This window comes from Clostridium sp. CS1-1, assembly GCF_056135525.1.
On the sequence record NZ_CM148680.1, the window covers coordinates 2,210,094 to 2,225,233 of the forward strand.

The 15,140-nt window shown below is 30.6% G+C and carries 15 protein-coding genes; 6 read left to right on the forward strand and 9 right to left on the reverse strand.

Features of this window, described 5'->3' with window-relative positions:
• The first annotated feature begins 226 nt into the window (after window positions 1–226).
• The 3 genes from mscL (at window position 227) to AC0N0V_RS10425 (ending at window position 2,763) form a co-directional block, all read left to right on the forward strand.
• Complete coding sequence (gene mscL / locus AC0N0V_RS10415; protein ID WP_474463937.1) at window positions 227–625, forward strand: large-conductance mechanosensitive channel protein MscL; 399 nt, start codon at window positions 227–229, stop codon at window positions 623–625.
• A 468-nt stretch (window positions 626–1,093) separates the two neighbouring features.
• Window positions 1,094–1,309: a hypothetical protein gene (locus tag AC0N0V_RS10420; protein ID WP_474463938.1), complete on the forward strand. Its 216-nt coding sequence runs from the start codon at window positions 1,094–1,096 to the stop codon at window positions 1,307–1,309.
• Window positions 1,310–1,551: 242 nt separating this feature from the next.
• Window positions 1,552–2,763: an MFS transporter gene (locus AC0N0V_RS10425; protein ID WP_474463940.1), complete on the forward strand. Its 1,212-nt coding sequence runs from the start codon at window positions 1,552–1,554 to the stop codon at window positions 2,761–2,763.
• 286 nt (window positions 2,764–3,049) lie between these two features.
• Here AC0N0V_RS10425 and AC0N0V_RS10430 read toward each other — a convergent pair whose 3' ends face one another.
• The 4 genes from AC0N0V_RS10430 to AC0N0V_RS10445 form a co-directional block, all read right to left on the reverse strand.
• Window positions 3,050–3,262: a hypothetical protein gene (locus AC0N0V_RS10430; protein WP_474463943.1), complete on the reverse strand. Its 213-nt coding sequence runs from the start codon at window positions 3,260–3,262 to the stop codon at window positions 3,050–3,052.
• Window positions 3,263–3,320: 58 nt separating this feature from the next.
• Window positions 3,321–3,671 carry a divalent cation tolerance protein CutA gene (gene cutA / locus AC0N0V_RS10435; protein ID WP_474463945.1) on the reverse strand — a complete coding sequence of 117 codons (351 nt, stop codon included), beginning with the start codon at window positions 3,669–3,671 and terminating at the stop codon, window positions 3,321–3,323.
• A gap of 170 nt (window positions 3,672–3,841) precedes the next feature.
• Window positions 3,842–4,066 carry a hypothetical protein gene (locus tag AC0N0V_RS10440; RefSeq protein WP_474463947.1) on the reverse strand — a complete coding sequence of 75 codons (225 nt, stop codon included), beginning with the start codon at window positions 4,064–4,066 and terminating at the stop codon, window positions 3,842–3,844.
• Window positions 4,067–4,152: 86 nt separating this feature from the next.
• On the reverse strand, window positions 4,153–5,505 hold the full coding sequence (locus AC0N0V_RS10445) for an ATP-binding protein (protein WP_474463948.1): 1,353 nt from the start codon (window positions 5,503–5,505) through the stop codon (window positions 4,153–4,155).
• A 303-nt stretch (window positions 5,506–5,808) separates the two neighbouring features.
• On the opposite strand from AC0N0V_RS10445, the gene AC0N0V_RS10450 reads away from it, so the two are divergent.
• On the forward strand, window positions 5,809–6,084 hold the full coding sequence (locus tag AC0N0V_RS10450; protein WP_474463949.1) for a DUF1294 domain-containing protein: 276 nt from the start codon (window positions 5,809–5,811) through the stop codon (window positions 6,082–6,084).
• 365 nt (window positions 6,085–6,449) lie between these two features.
• On the opposite strand, the gene AC0N0V_RS10455 is transcribed toward AC0N0V_RS10450, so the two are convergent.
• Complete coding sequence (locus AC0N0V_RS10455) at window positions 6,450–7,370, reverse strand: ketopantoate reductase family protein (RefSeq protein WP_474463951.1); 921 nt, start codon at window positions 7,368–7,370, stop codon at window positions 6,450–6,452.
• 593 nt (window positions 7,371–7,963) lie between these two features.
• Window positions 7,964–9,343: a rhodanese-like domain-containing protein gene (locus tag AC0N0V_RS10460; protein WP_474463952.1), complete on the reverse strand. Its 1,380-nt coding sequence runs from the start codon at window positions 9,341–9,343 to the stop codon at window positions 7,964–7,966.
• Between the two features lie 303 nt (window positions 9,344–9,646).
• On the opposite strand from AC0N0V_RS10460, the gene AC0N0V_RS10465 reads away from it, so the two are divergent.
• Window positions 9,647–10,147, forward strand: a complete 501-nt coding sequence (locus AC0N0V_RS10465; RefSeq protein WP_474463954.1) for a hypothetical protein — start codon at window positions 9,647–9,649, stop codon at window positions 10,145–10,147.
• A 118-nt stretch (window positions 10,148–10,265) separates the two neighbouring features.
• Here AC0N0V_RS10465 and dpaL read toward each other — a convergent pair whose 3' ends face one another.
• The 3 genes from dpaL to AC0N0V_RS10480 form a co-directional block, all read right to left on the reverse strand.
• Window positions 10,266–11,483 (reverse strand): diaminopropionate ammonia-lyase, encoded by a 1,218-nt coding sequence (gene dpaL / locus AC0N0V_RS10470; protein ID WP_474463957.1) that lies wholly within the window; start codon window positions 11,481–11,483, stop codon window positions 10,266–10,268.
• Window positions 11,484–11,514: 31 nt separating this feature from the next.
• Window positions 11,515–12,663: a VOC family protein gene (locus tag AC0N0V_RS10475; RefSeq protein ID WP_474463959.1), complete on the reverse strand. Its 1,149-nt coding sequence runs from the start codon at window positions 12,661–12,663 to the stop codon at window positions 11,515–11,517.
• A gap of 142 nt (window positions 12,664–12,805) precedes the next feature.
• On the reverse strand, window positions 12,806–13,264 hold the full coding sequence (locus tag AC0N0V_RS10480; RefSeq protein WP_474463961.1) for an Lrp/AsnC family transcriptional regulator: 459 nt from the start codon (window positions 13,262–13,264) through the stop codon (window positions 12,806–12,808).
• A gap of 452 nt (window positions 13,265–13,716) precedes the next feature.
• On the opposite strand from AC0N0V_RS10480, the gene gdhA reads away from it, so the two are divergent.
• Window positions 13,717–15,078, forward strand: coding sequence for an NADP-specific glutamate dehydrogenase (gene gdhA / locus AC0N0V_RS10485; protein ID WP_474463963.1), 1,362 nt, complete (start codon window positions 13,717–13,719; stop codon window positions 15,076–15,078).
• The last annotated feature ends 62 nt before the right edge of the window (window positions 15,079–15,140 follow it).

Below are 15,140 nucleotides of genomic sequence, written 5' to 3' on the forward strand. Positions count from 1 at the left end.
TCCCTATAATATAGATAAGTTGCTTTATCCTCAATAGTTTGTTTATTATTTCGTATATTTTTTGAAAATTTTCAAATCCTAATTTTGTAGGCTGAAAGGAGTGTTGCTAGTTAGGTGATTATTAGATTCGTAATGAATTTAATAATACAATTCATATGTCTGATATAATTTTATATAAAAATCATAGTATGTAAGAGATAAATCTATGTAAAGGACGGTTTGCTTCATGTTTCAAGAATTTAAGAAATTTGCAGTACAAGGAAACGTTGTTGACTTAGCGGTCGGTGTTATTATTGGGGGTGCCTTTGGCAAAATCGTTACCTCTTTGGTAAATGATATACTTATGCCTGCAGTAGGTATCTTACTTGGAGGTGTAAATTTTTCTAATTTAAAGATTGTAATTCGTCCCGGTAAAAATGGTGCTGCTGAGGCTGCACTTAGATACGGCCAATTTATACAATCTGTTGTTGACTTTTTAATCATTTCCTTTTCAATATTTTTATTTGTAAAAGCAATAAACTCCTTTAAGAAAAAAGAGGATAAAAAAGAAGATGAAACTGAGATAAGCAGTGAAGAAGCACTTCTTACTGAAATTAGAGATATACTAAAGAAGAATCTAAAATAATCATATCGTCATTAATATCATTTTATCTGCATATCCTTATATTGTCTTCCTCCAGGCTGATCACCTTTGTTACTAACTATAAATACATACTTAAATCCAATAGCTTAATTTTATATATTCTATAGGATTTAGCTGCAACTTTATCTTTAGCTGAATTAAAAGCTTATTATTAAATCTAATATGTATATATTACAACATGTACTAATAATCCTGTGAAACTTTTAGATTCTTAGCGAAACTTGAATAAGTTCTTTTTAAACAAGCCCTTTTAAGGTTAATTGAGCTTTTATGATGCATATTGAAGATTTAATTACCTATCCATATGTAGTATAATATAACTCATAAGGTGTTAAAAAATACAATGTTATTTAGTGAAATGTTGTGTAATACATTTTAAGATTCCACCTTCTCTTCGTTAGGTGGGCAATAATAACATTGAATTATGCTTTAAATTTGGAGGTATGTTTTATGGTAACTTTTATAATTCTAATGTCACTTTTAATTTTTACAGTTGTTGGATTAGCAGTTAGTGTTCTAGCTCTTCCTTTATTAGCAGTTGTACTACCTATCATTATTGTTGTAGCAATTATGTCTGTTGCACTAAAATTAGTTTTTGGAGCACCATTTTTCATTCTAGCAATAATTCTAGCAGCGATTTACTTTTCAAAGCGTAAGAGAAGATAATTATATTCAGTAATTTATTAATTTAGATTTTAATCTGGTGAAGTTATAAGCTTCATCAGATTTTTATTTTTAAGAATTTTATATATGATACCGACTACCCTATCTTATTTGTAATTTTTTCATAGCCAGAATAGCATTTCCTAAATATCTTAGCGTTAATTACATAAATACTACTTTATTGATAAAAAATAAGATAACAATATTTCACATGATATTGCTAAAAATATAAAAGGAGAGAAAAGATGAAATTTGGAATATCAAAAATATATTTAAATCGTGATATCATGCTCTTGCTTGGTTCCATATTCATTCTGCATATAGGAATATATATTATTACCCCAATACTCCCTATCATGTTAAGTTCGGAGCGAAATATGAATGCTACCCAGATTGGTTTAATAATTGCAGTTGGGTCTCTGTCTGCACAAGCAGGCAGTGCTATTGGTGGCCTTTTATCTGATAGAGTTGGAAATAGAACAGCTATGGTAGTAGGTGCTGCAACTCAATCTATAGCTTTATTTGGATATGGAATCAGTTACAACCTTCCCTTGTTACTTACATTTTCTGCGGTAAATGGAGTTGGTGGTGGTATATATGCGCCTGCTATTAGAGCTGCTATAGCATCACTAGCTTCTGAATCGTCAGAAACACAAACTACTGCATTTTCATTAAGAGGAATAGCGGCAAATATTGGCGTATGCTTTGCAGGGGTCATTATCCTATTTTTATCAAATAAACCAGCGATCTTTACTTTCTTTACTGGTGCTTTTATATTTTTAATTTTAGCACTTTTAACCTGGCTATTACTCCCAGCAGACTGTGGCGGTACGGAATGTCCTTCTATACCATTAAACAGTTATTTATTAATATTTAAAAATAGATCTTTTATGATATTTACTATAGTATCAATCTTAATATCATCTATATATGCACAGTTAGGATTACTACTTCCCTTGAGAGCGGAAGCAGTATTGAGTAACAGTAAAATAGTTGGAACTATTTGGACCATAACTAGTGTTATTGTCATACTATCTCAAGGTATTATTTCAAAATATGTTCTACGAAGACTCAATCCTTTTACATCATTATTTTTCTCATTACTATTTTTCGGTGGAGGTATATTTCTTATTGGGTTGTCAAATAGCTTTGCTTTTCTCACATTAAGTGCGATCATATTTTTAATCGGGGAGATGCTAATGCTTCCAACAACAGATGCCCTAACTAGTAAGTTTGCACATGCAGAATTAATTGGAGCTTACTTTAGTGTAGCTGGGTTAATCTCGGGAATTGGTACCGCTCTAGGTAATTTTGCGGGAGGTAAGCTAATTAATATTTATGGTATAAATTCTTCCCTATATCCTTGGGCAATTTTTGCAATTGCTTCTATTATTGTTGCTGGAATAGTTTTTATAGTAAGGGGGATTTCTTTCGTAAAGGAAAGCATTGAAGAATAAATAATAAAGTGGAATTTATATAGATTTATACAAATTCCACTTCTATAAAATACACTTTATCCGATGACTACCCGCTCTAATACCCCAACGCACTCTGTGAAAGTGATTCACACAAAATCAAAAATTTTGGCTCTCTACTTTTCTACAAGAGGGAGTAAAGAGCGGCTACGTCCATGGATAACGATTTCCCCTAAAGGATAACGAGTTCTAAGTGTCAAAGACACTAAGAACTCTGTTAATAAGCATCAGGTGGAGTTAAAACTCCATCTGATGCCAAGAACTCTGTTTATAGTTTTTTATATTCGATATGTGGAGCACCAGGATCACTTACTATTACATTTTCGTAAACTCCATCTTCAACTTCTCTTTTAAATTCCGCCCCACCTTCTGGATGGTGTTCCTTTGGAAAACTTTCGCTAACCACATCTCTATACTCAAAAGTTTGACCATTTTCAATCCTTTCCAGTTTTTCAAAATCTATATTACTCTTTCCTTCCATTGTACTTACCTCCAAGCTGATTATTTGTCTCATATTATCTTAACCAGTTTAAAAATTTTTAATACTTTAACTCCATTACAGCATTAGGACTTAGTATGGGAATTGCGTTAATTACAGGTACCTCATAAGGATGAATCTCTTTTATTGTTTTTATGGCTTCTTTTAAAACTTCTTTCCTACAACAAAATTCAACTTTAAATTCTTCTGCTTCGCATATCTCACCTACTTCTCCCTCAAAAGGATTAGCACCTTCCAATGGCCTCCAAAAACCTGTAACCTTGTACACTGTCATGCAATTATCATAGTTCCCACCTATTGTTAAAGCTCCTATATCATTAAGACCTTTTCTTAATTCTTTCAAGAACTTCTCAGGTATGAAGGTTTCTATCTTGTAATTATTAAATTCCATATTATATAGTTTCTCCTCTCAATTATCTATTACTTACTATATTTTTGATTTCATATTTCTTTAATGAGTATATTTCCTTTTTTACAAACTGTAATCATGTTTATATAAAAAATAGATAAATGTCTATGGTTATAGCACACTTATCTATTATCTTACTAATTATTTTTTTCTTAAGTTTCATTGGATATTTTCTTGTATTTTACGTGTGGTGCATTCGAGTCACTAACCACTACGTTATCAAACAATCCATTTTCAACCTCATTTTTAAATTGTATACTATCTTCAGTATGATCGCTAACTGGGAAATCATCTTTAGCAACTGCGCTGTATTCAAAAGTTTGCCCAATATTTATTTTCGCAAGTTTTTCCTTACAAATATGACTTCTTATTTCCATACTTACAACCTCCAAAATGATTATTTAGGTGAAACTAATATTATATTAACCATTATGGAATTATATAATTCGAAATTTTTTTAAACTTATCTATATTGATTTTTAACTTTACTTAAAGCGTTATAAAAATCGTCTTCATTTATGATAAATTTAGATAGGTTCTTGATTTCGCTAACATCATTTAAGCATTGCTTTATATTTAAATTCCTTCTCATACAATTGTAAGCTGCTTCTCTCCCTATAAAGGATATTTCCGCTCCGGACAATCCTATGAGTAAGTTGCTAAACTTCTCTTTATCAAACTTAATGTCTATAGGCATACCTTTAGTAACTTTTGAAAATATTTCAGTGCATCCTTTTTTGTCTGGCATCTTAACTAATATCTTTAAATCAAATCTTCCTGGTCTTAACAGAGCTTTGTCTATAATATCTATCATATTTGTAGATCCAATAACACAAATATCACCATAATCCTCTATTCCATCCATTAGACTCAACAGTTGAGTTAGAAATCTATCATCATATCTTCCAATTTCATCATTACCTCTTACTCTTGCAATTGAATCGATTTCATCAAAATATATAATAGATGGCTGCCTTTCCTTAGCTTCTTTAAATATATTTCTCAGATTCTCTTCGGATAAACCATGCCACATGCTCATAAGCTCTGAAGCTTTCACTGGTATAAAATGAGCTTTTATTTCATTTGCAATAGCCTTTGCCATCATAGTTTTCCCACAACCAGATGGGCCATAAAGTAACACTCCTCTATGAGGTTTTATGTTTAAGTGTTTAAATATTTGTGGTGCTTTTAGCGGTAATTCTACAGTTTCTCTTATCTCTTGAAGAATATCATCTATACCTCCAATGTCATCGAAGGTAACAGTTGGGATTAATCTTTTTCGCTCTTCTACAGCAATCTTTGATTGATCATCATTTTCAATTTCTTTTAATAATTCATCAACTGTACCTTGAGTTGTTTTGCTATTGTCTAAAAGTATATCTTCTTCTTCTTTTTCAATTAACGGCCTTGTTTTGCTGACTATTTTACTTTTGTTCTCAGATTTATTTAGTACCCCAGTTTTCTTAATTCTTTTACTTGTAATTTTCATCTTGTTTTTAGTAGTTTCTTCATTATTTGCAAGTGATTTACGTAAATTAGAGTATATTAATTGAATATCTTTAATATTAATCCGTTCACCATTATGCAATAATTTAGTTGATTTATATTTGTTAACCTGATTGCAGACAAAGAAAAATTTATGGTAGTACTCATTAAATTCAGTTTTATTTAATACTACTTCATTATGCTCTCGCCTTCCTATAGCTTGTTTAAAATTAGGTAAGGCTTTACAGAGTAAAATTATAGATTTATAATCATTTGTCTTTAATCTATTAAATAATAATTTCACTTCAAAGTCATTAGAATTGCTTGTCATTGTTTCCTCCATTGTTATGATTAATATTCAAGGCAAATGTTAGCTATTGAAAAGTAGATAACTTATACCAACCTATAATCATTCTAAATTTACATATATTATTGTACTAAAATAAAGTCATATACTCAACTTTATGTTTTAAATATTGAAACCTTAGCTGTTAAACTTTAACTAATTAAAGCTCTTTTTAAAACTTATAGTACTTATACTATTATTTCTAAGGGTAATAAAAGACTAAATATGCTATAATTTCATTATAGGTATTTTAAAGATATAAAGAAAAAAGATTATGAGGTTTTAATTATGAAAATATTTTTGTACTATGCTTTGATTATAAATCTTTATGGGGTCTTTCTGATGTATTGCGATAAAAACAAATCTAAAAAGAGGCAATGGCGAATCCCTGAAAAAAGGCTATTCATTGTTGCTATTGCTTTTGGGAGCATTGGAATATTTTTAGGCATGCAGCTATTTAGACATAAAACTAAACACTTAAGTTTTGTCTTAGGTATACCCTTTATAATGCTCGTACATTTATTTATTTTATTTAAGTATTTCACTAGTATTCATATATATTAAATTTAACTTTCTTGATTTTAAAGGATGTTGCGATATAAATCATTCTTTTAAGGTGACACTAGCTTCGGGTTAATATTAAGAATTTAGTCTTAATAAAAATTAGTAATAAAGGAAGTTTTCCATTCTTTCATTGTAAAAACAATTGAAACTTAGCTAGCTCCACCACAGGTAAAGTTAGCTAAGTTTCTAATTTTTCATATGATAGTATAACTAAATACCCTGACATACAAATTTAATGTCTGATAACAAGTAAAATATAATCTAATCCTAGTGAACATAACATAGAATAGATAATATATAAGTTCTTTGAAGGTAATTATATTAAATTATCTATTTCTAAACTTAAATTAAGTATCTGTTTTTACTTATATATAGTATTTCTCTGTTACTTCTGTCTTTACACCGTATTCTTTCCCCATTCTTATAATTGTTCCCCCAAAAAGATCTCCCTCATTATACTTATTTCCTCTTTCTATATCCCTTTGATATGATGTTTTGGCGTCATAAGGGAAGTTTTTAGCCTTATTAACTGATTTTTCTATAATATCTTCATCTAAAAAAATATTCTTTTTAAATGCAAGTTGTTTTACTTCTTCCATAATAAATGCTAGGTCTTTAACTAAAGCTTTGTCTTCAAGAACTTGGCACATTGATTTCCTAGAGTGAGCAGTAACCAGTGCATAAGGAGCGATAAATATATACTTTGTCCATATTTCCTTAAATGGATTTTCCTCGTATTTAAACTGTATATCTAAATCATTAAAGCATTTTATTATATTATCTGGGTAATAATCTGAATGCTCAGGATCTTTTCCAAATATTATTTTCCCATCTGTCCCATTAAGTGAAATTATTCCTGGTTTTTCGATATTTGCACTAATATATACGCAAGCTGGTAAAATTATACCTTTTGTTATTTTGGACTTAATTCTTTCATATATATCAGCACCATTCAAAAGAGGTAATATAATTGTATCCTCTTTAATTTTTCCTTTTATTTTCTCTATAGTTTCCTCCAAATCATAGCCTTTTACGGTGATTACAAGTAAATCTATATTATCTACCTCATCTATATTATCTGTTGCAAAGTTTGGATATGCCTTTATTTCTTTACTATTTGCTTTCAAAACTATTCCATTATTTTTTATCTCTTTTAAATGCCCCCCTCTTGCAACAAAGCTAATTTTATAGTTTTCGTTAATACTGGAATTCAACATCTTTGCTCCGAAGTAGCCCCCTACTCCTCCTACTCCGTATATACAAATATTCTCTATTTTCCTATTCATAGTATTTTATTCCCCCTAATATTTAAGTAATATATCCTAATATATATTATAACTTATGTTTTGGAAATCATCTATATAACAGAAAAAGCAGACGTATTTATTTCGTCTGCTCTTTCTATTTAGGTAAAAATTAATTTTACTATCTGCATACATAGTACAGATAAAGCTGATAGTAACAAAACATAATATGATAGAAATATATCGCTATTTAGTAAAATTGCAAAAATGGATACTATTATGTTAAATACAATGATCGATAAGCAATTTTTAAATTTACTGGATTTTTTATAGTATCTTACTGCCAAAAGTAAAAGTGAGATAAGTATAAAAATCAAAGAATAAATTACTTTAATTTTCAAAAATGACCTATCAAAAGTTTCATTTTTATATATTAGAGAACGCATAACGCCCATCTTCGATTCTGATAAGTGATATATAATAATTGTAGCAACTACTAGCGCTATTTGAATGAAAGTTATTATCCATCGAAAAATATTTCTAATTTTCATAATTAGCACCTTTTAAAAAAATTATTATTCATATAGTTATAAGTAAAATATTGAACAAGTTTAACCTTCTAGGAAATAAATTTATCATTGTTTCTTAGGCTCGCCTGTTTCAATTGGATTTGCTGGATTTCCAGTGTTTCCACTCCATTCATTCCAGCCACCATCATATAGTGATATGTTCTTTAATCCCATTACATCTGCATATGTTAGTACTTCAGCTGCTCTCCATCCAGTTCCGCAGAAGAAGGATAATCTTTGTTCTGGAGTAATTCCCCATTCCTTCCACATTGCAATAATTTCATCTTTGTTACGCATTGTGTTATCTATATTTCTATAATGCTCTAAGTTTGAGTTATCTGAACCTGCATGTCCCCAAACTGAACCTGCTGGACGACCCATTGGTTTTATATAATCATATCCTGAAGTTTTACCTATGTGTTCATCCCAACTTCTTATATCAACTAATTTGCTTCCTTTTTTATCTGCAATTATTTCTTTAGCTTGTGGTAAGTCAACAATATATCCTTTATTTACAGGAACCTTTGCTCCGAATGATGCAACAGGAACATTTGGATTTGATGTCTTTTCTAATTCATATCCTGAATTTTTCCATTTTGCTGTTCCACCGTTTAGTACTCTAACATCCTTAACGCCCATGTACTTTAATATTGCTGCCACTCTGTAAGCTGCCATAGAATCAGCTCCATATAATACAGTAGTAGTATCTACAGTTATTCCGTTATTTTCTGCAAATTTCTGTAGCTTGTCATCTGAAAGACGATTCCAAAGAGGGCCTTCTTCTATTTCATCAGTATTTATGTGCACTGCTCCTTTTATATGACCTTCTTTCAAATAGTCAGGTGAATCTTTTTCTTTTCCCCAAGAAACTTCAAAAACCTTATATTCTTTACCATTATAAGTCTCTGGTTTTTTACCATCAATTATATCTTTTACCCAAGAAGCTGGAACTAACATTTGGTAGTTAGCATAAGCTTCCATTGGGAGATTCTCATCTTTTGACCATTCTTTGATATCATATGTGTATATATTTTTATATCCTTTTTTAGATAAAAAGTCTGCGACTTCCCTTCCATCTTTACCATTTGCATCATACAGAACTACATTTTTTTCTGAAGATATTCCCTTCGTTTTTAAAGTCTCTTCCAAAGTCTTGTCCTTATTTTTAGCATCAACCTTTAACCATGATGCTGAAAAATCTGTAGCCCCCTTAACATGTCCACCTCGGTTTATACCATCAAGCTTCCACCCGATATAGGCATCATTCTCTCTTGTATCTACTACTACCCAATCACTCTTACCTATCTTATTTTTTAAGTCTTTTGTTGAAATATTTTTGGTTCCATCTGTATTTTTTACAACTTCCTTGCTACTACATGCCGACAAAGTCGCTGCAGAAATCGATAAAGCTAAAAATACCCCCAATAGCTTACTAATTTTTTTCAAGTTAGCTCTCCTCCTTAGTCTTTTATATTCAAAAATTTATAATATCAACTATTAATTTTAGCTTCATTGTCTAAAAAAGTAAATATATGCACCTATTGAAATGTCTGATACATCTCTAATCATCTATAATTACTTTCTATAACTATCACACTCATGTAAATGAACTTTTCTAATTAACATAGACTATGTTATAATTTTATGATTAAAGATCCAATTTCACCTACTTTAAGTTTTAATTGAAGTGAAATATCAATTGAATTTTTAAGCATAATATAAATAGTTAATAACTAAAAGGAGAAACTTATGGGAAAAGTAATCGAATTTAAAAAGTTTAGTAAAAGAATAAATAAAGATAAGTTAAATATAACAGATTATGATTTAGGTATATTTCCAGAAGATGAATTAGTATATACTAGAAGAGAAGTACAAATTAGATTAAGTGAAATGGATGCTGTCATTAGTTGTGTTCATAAGCAAACAATAATTAATGAAGGACTTATAAAGGAAGCTGAATTAGAAAATGACTTTGAAAAGTTAACTTACTTAAAAGATTTTAATGATAAGCTTCATGATGTTATTTATTTTTTAACAAATGGTGCCTACGGAGATCCTATCATTATTAGCTTAAATTTTTTGGAGTTCAAGTACTTAGTTGGTACTATACAATTAGAAGTAGAATTACTAAAGGTTTCTAAGAATCGTATAGATGACGATAGTTATTTAGAGTACCTAATTACACTAGAGGGCATGTTTAATAAGTTCTTCGTTATTTACAAGGAATGGGAGAAAGAATTTCTAAAATAAGGTGGAAATTGAATCAGGAAAGGTTCTAATCTTGCCTGATTCATAATTAGCCTGATTTGATGTAAATCGCTTTCAAAGGTGCGAGGCGAGTATCGGAACAGATAGACATCCGATAAATTTAAAGCTCCATACCCCAAACTATTTTTCTATAATTTTTAGGATCTGTGTCCCCTTCTGTGCTTATTATTAATACTCTCGAATCTCTACCCAAACTCAATTTTTTGGCTAAATCTTTTAAACTACTATCCTTAACTATTAAGCTAATTGCTCCAAGCCCAATGGCTCCAGATTCTCCGGATATTACCTGAGGGTCGCCTTTAATGGGATTTCCAAGTATCCTCATGCCTAGTTCTGTTACATAATCTTTACAAGATAAATAAATATCTGAGTAATCTCTTAATATATTCCAACCTATTATATTAGGTTCTCCGCAAGCAAGTCCAGCCATTATAGTTGGCATATTTCCTGTTACTGGATGTGGTTTTCCGTCACCGGCTTTAGCTGACTTATAAATACAGGCTGCTTCATCGGGTTCAACAACTATAGTTACTGGTCTTTCATTACCATATCTTTCTGCTAAGTATCCTTGTATTGCACCTGCAAAAGCTCCTACACCAGCTTGAAGAAATACATGAGTAGGTTTTCCTTCGCCTCTGTTACTAAGTTGCTCTAAGGTCTCATCAATTAAAGTTGTATAGCCTTGCATAATCCATGTAGGAATATTTTCATATCCCTCCCAAGCAGTATCCTGTAGAATTACTCCATTATGTTTTCTAGCATATTCACTAGCAAATCTAACTGCATCATCATAATTTAAATCTGTTATATACGCTTCTGCGCCTTCTGCCTTTATGTTACTTAGTCTTGTTTCTGATGAATCCTTCGGCATGAAAACTATTGCCTTATGTCCTAGTTGTCTTGCCGCCCAAGCAACTCCTCTTCCATGGTTTCCATCCGTTGCAGTAACAAAGGTAATTTCTCCTAGTTTTTCTTTTATTTCTGTAGATACTAATTTTTCAAAAGATAACTCTTCTATACTTACTCCTAATTTTTCGCTTAGATATTTTCCTATAGCGTAAGAACCTCCAAGTACCTTAAATGCATTTAAATCAAATCGATAGGACTCATCTTTTACCCAAAGTTTATCTAAATCCAACATTTCTGCTAGTCTATCTAAACTGTGGATTGGAGTAATGCAATACCCAGGAAAACTCTTATGAAAACTCTTTGTAATTTCTATAATTTGTCTTGATAAAAAATCTGTTGAAAATCTTTCTGAATTATTATGTCTTGCAAAGGGGTTGTCTATCCATTCTATATTGCTGGATCTTACCATTGAACTCATCCCTTCTTTTTTTCTTATATAACTATTGGTTTTCTGTGGCTTTAGTTAATTTTGTAACATTTTCCTCTATGAAGAAACCTGTAAATCCGCCATATCTAGCCACATATTCATTTACTAATAGTGTATTAACAGATGGGCTCGAAAAGGCTTGCTTTATACCTTTAGCTTCTGATCCCACTAGTTCGGACATAAACTTATAACCATCTCTTTGCAAAGATCTATATGTGTAATCTATGTCATCTGTTTCAAAAGCAAGGTGATGAACTCTTATTCCATAATTATATATAAACTTTTCCGTAGGTCCAGAAGTTTCTTCATCAATATAAGGCTGTATTCCAGATGTAAAGACCATAGCGAATTTAGCCTTATCTAGCCTTGCCACATTAGTAATTGAATTTAATGAGTCTACATATATAGCAAAGTCAAAGTTATAATTTGTAAGCTCCATAAATTCTACTAATGCAGAATCCCTATCGAATGCCTTTACTCTTGTGGCAGCATGATCAAGCTTTCCTATATTACCCAAATACACTTTGTTAATTTTTTTATCTACAATCTTTATAACTCTATCCTGTGGGCTCATATATTCTTTTTTACTATTTTTCCATTGTATAAGTCCTATTGAGTTGCCAGTAAAACTTGATGGTATGGTTTGAATAAATAAGTAATTTCCATTATCCATTATTCTACTAGTTTCAAATACAACCCCTCTTCTTTTTTGTATTTCTACATATTTATAAATATCAAAACACTCAAAAACGAAAGTCTCTAGTCTCGTATTTGGTAAATGTTTTGATTTAGGGTTGATATTATAATCTAAAAACCCATTGTTTTTTTGTAATCTACTTTTTATTATTATATCTGCAGAACCTTTATATTTTAGTATGATAGTTCTATTTTCTGAATTACTAAAGCACTGATCAATCTCATATCCTGTGTAATTCAATATTTCAGTGGCTGCTTCTTCAAGGTTATCATTTTCTACATTAACAATTATATTTTGCAAATCGCCAACCAGTCCATTAAGTCCTGATGCATCTCTAAATTTTATAGCTTTTTCTGCCGCTATTTTCAATACTTCATCATCATTAACAAAAGCCTTTGTATTATCTTTGCTATAATTTAACTCAGGATGCATTTCATAAAAGCTAGGGAATATTAAATTACTCATATCTTATCACTCCAATTAAAAATAGTTTTCTGATATCTAATTTAACTTAATTTTCTTAGTTACTATTATAATTTATATTCGTTTATCTCAATAAAATATGCTATTCCCCATGGTAATAGTTGCGTAGAAAAACTTATAATAATTAATAATCTTCTTCATTTGGCATTACTGAATAACTATTTTTAATAGTAGATAAAGCAACTGTAGTCTTTGTCTTCATGATTCCATTCATTCCCTTTATCTTGTTTAGAATTATCTCAAGTGTTTCTGTATTTTCAGTAATGATTTTCAATGCATAATCATAGTCTCCCGCCAGATAATGACACTCTATTATTTCATCTTCCTTTTGAATTGCGTCTAAAAATTTAGTTGTAAACTTAGGTGACTCTAAGCTAATAAACATAATTACTGTTAAATTTCTATCTATTTTTTTTCCGTTAATAATTATAGTGTATTTCTCTATCACACCTGAAGCATCCAGCTTTCTTAGCCTATCACTCACTGCTGGCACAGATAAGTTAACTTTACTACTAATTTCTGAAGCTGTAACTCTAGCATTATTCTGTAATAACTTTAATATTTTTATATCTAAACTATCCATTTCAATACTCCCTTGGTTAAATATTTAACTATTTATGCTTAAACTATTATATACTCTTAAATATTAACATATAATCGATAAAAATAAACAAATTTTTATTAAAATTATTGAAACTTATTAAATTAATTAAGTTTGTTTAATATATAACAATGTGTAACTTCAAAGTTTATCGAATTTTATACATTTATGACGTAATAAACACAAGTTTTAATTTTTTTTAATTTAAAATATTAAGCGATAATGCTATTTAACCTTAAAATTATAATTTGAATAAGGCTGTAAACCTTATCACAGATAATAAATTTAGGATAAATCACCATAAAACATTAATTATTATTGAAGTTTTATGTATACGTTTAAAATCATTTTAAATTGTAGTATGATAAAGACGAGCAATAAACCAATGATAATTTTCAACAAATTATATATTATATTTTGGGGGGTAATTTTAAATGACTAATGAAAGAGTAACTAGCTACATTAATGGTGTAATTGAAAACGTTAAGAAGAGAAATGGTAACGAGCCAGAATTTTTACAAACAGTTGAAGAAGTTTTAGGTTCATTAGGTCCAGTACTTGAAAAACACCCTGAGTACATTGAAGAAAACCTTTTAGAGAGATTCTGTGAGCCAGAAAGACAAATCATGTTTAGAGTTCCATGGGTTGATGATGCAGGAAAATTACAAGTTAACCGTGGATTCAGAGTACAATTTAACGGAGCTATAGGACCTTACAAGGGAGGACTTAGATTCCATCCAACAGTATACATAGGAATTATCAAATTCTTAGGATTTGAGCAAATATTAAAGAACTCATTAACTGGTCTTCCAATAGGTGGAGGTAAAGGTGGTTCAGACTTCGACCCAAGAGGAAAGTCAGACAATGAAATCATGAGATTCTGCCAAAGCTTCATGACTGAGCTTTACAGACACATCGGACCAGATGTAGACGTTCCAGCTGGAGATATCGGAGTTGGTGGAAGAGAAATAGGATACCTTTATGGACAATATAGAAGAATCAGAGGAGCTTTCGAAAATGGAGTTCTTACTGGAAAAGGATTAACTTATGGCGGAAGCTTAATAAGACCAGAAGCAACTGGATTTGGAGTAAGTTACTACTGTAACGAAATGTTAAAACATGAAGGAACAGATTTCACTGGTAAAACAGTTGTAGTTTCAGGATTCGGTAACGTTGCTTGGGGAGTATGTAAGAAAGTTAGCGATTTAGGTGGAAAAGTTGTAACACTTTCAGGCCCAGATGGATACATCTATGATCCAGAAGGAGTAACTGGAGAAAAGATTGATTACATGGTTGAAATGTTAAACATAAACAAAGGTGCAAGAATTAAAGATTATGCTGATAAATATGGCGTACAATTCTTCCCAGGAGAAAAGCCATTTGGTGTTAAGGCTGATATCATAATACCATGTGCAATTCAAAATGATATTAAAATAGAAGAAGCTAAGAAAATAGTTGAAAACGGAGTTAAATTCGTTTGTGAAGCTGCTAATATGCCATGTACAAATGAAGCTGTTGAATACTTCTTAGAGAAAGGTGTAATAGTAGGACCTTCAAAAGCTGCTAATGCTGGTGGAGTTGCTACATCTGCTCTAGAAATGGCACAAAACAGTGGAAGAATAGCTTGGACTGCAGAAGAAGTAGATGCTAAATTACATCAAATCATGGTTAATATCTACAATAACTGTAAGTCAGCTTCTGAAAACTTTGGCTTTGGATATAACTTAGTTGCTGGTGCTAACATTGCTGGTTTCGTAAAAGTTGCTGAAGCTATGCACGCACAAGGAAACTACTAAAATAGTTTGCTCGTATTATCTAAAAACCCTATGCTTAATGCATAGGGTTTTTGTACTATTAA

Excerpts from the sequence above, each read along its gene's own strand:
- mscL (WP_474463937.1), top strand. The coding sequence starts at position 227 with ATGTTTCAAGAATTTAAGAAATTTGCAGTACAAGGAAACGTTGTTGAC.
- AC0N0V_RS10420 (WP_474463938.1), top strand. The coding sequence starts at position 1,094 with ATGGTAACTTTTATAATTCTAATGTCACTTTTAATTTTTACAGTTGTT.
- AC0N0V_RS10425 (WP_474463940.1), top strand. The coding sequence starts at position 1,552 with ATGAAATTTGGAATATCAAAAATATATTTAAATCGTGATATCATGCTC.
- AC0N0V_RS10430 (WP_474463943.1), bottom strand. The coding sequence starts at position 3,262 with ATGGAAGGAAAGAGTAATATAGATTTTGAAAAACTGGAAAGGATTGAA.
- cutA (WP_474463945.1), bottom strand. The coding sequence starts at position 3,671 with ATGGAATTTAATAATTACAAGATAGAAACCTTCATACCTGAGAAGTTC.
- AC0N0V_RS10440 (WP_474463947.1), bottom strand. The coding sequence starts at position 4,066 with ATGGAAATAAGAAGTCATATTTGTAAGGAAAAACTTGCGAAAATAAAT.
- AC0N0V_RS10445 (WP_474463948.1), bottom strand. The coding sequence starts at position 5,505 with ATGACAAGCAATTCTAATGACTTTGAAGTGAAATTATTATTTAATAGA.
- AC0N0V_RS10450 (WP_474463949.1), top strand. The coding sequence starts at position 5,809 with ATGAAAATATTTTTGTACTATGCTTTGATTATAAATCTTTATGGGGTC.
- AC0N0V_RS10455 (WP_474463951.1), bottom strand. The coding sequence starts at position 7,370 with ATGAATAGGAAAATAGAGAATATTTGTATATACGGAGTAGGAGGAGTA.
- AC0N0V_RS10465 (WP_474463954.1), top strand. The coding sequence starts at position 9,647 with ATGGGAAAAGTAATCGAATTTAAAAAGTTTAGTAAAAGAATAAATAAA.
- dpaL (WP_474463957.1), bottom strand. The coding sequence starts at position 11,483 with ATGGTAAGATCCAGCAATATAGAATGGATAGACAACCCCTTTGCAAGA.
- AC0N0V_RS10475 (WP_474463959.1), bottom strand. The coding sequence starts at position 12,663 with ATGAGTAATTTAATATTCCCTAGCTTTTATGAAATGCATCCTGAGTTA.
- AC0N0V_RS10480 (WP_474463961.1), bottom strand. The coding sequence starts at position 13,264 with ATGGATAGTTTAGATATAAAAATATTAAAGTTATTACAGAATAATGCT.
- gdhA (WP_474463963.1), top strand. The coding sequence starts at position 13,717 with ATGACTAATGAAAGAGTAACTAGCTACATTAATGGTGTAATTGAAAAC.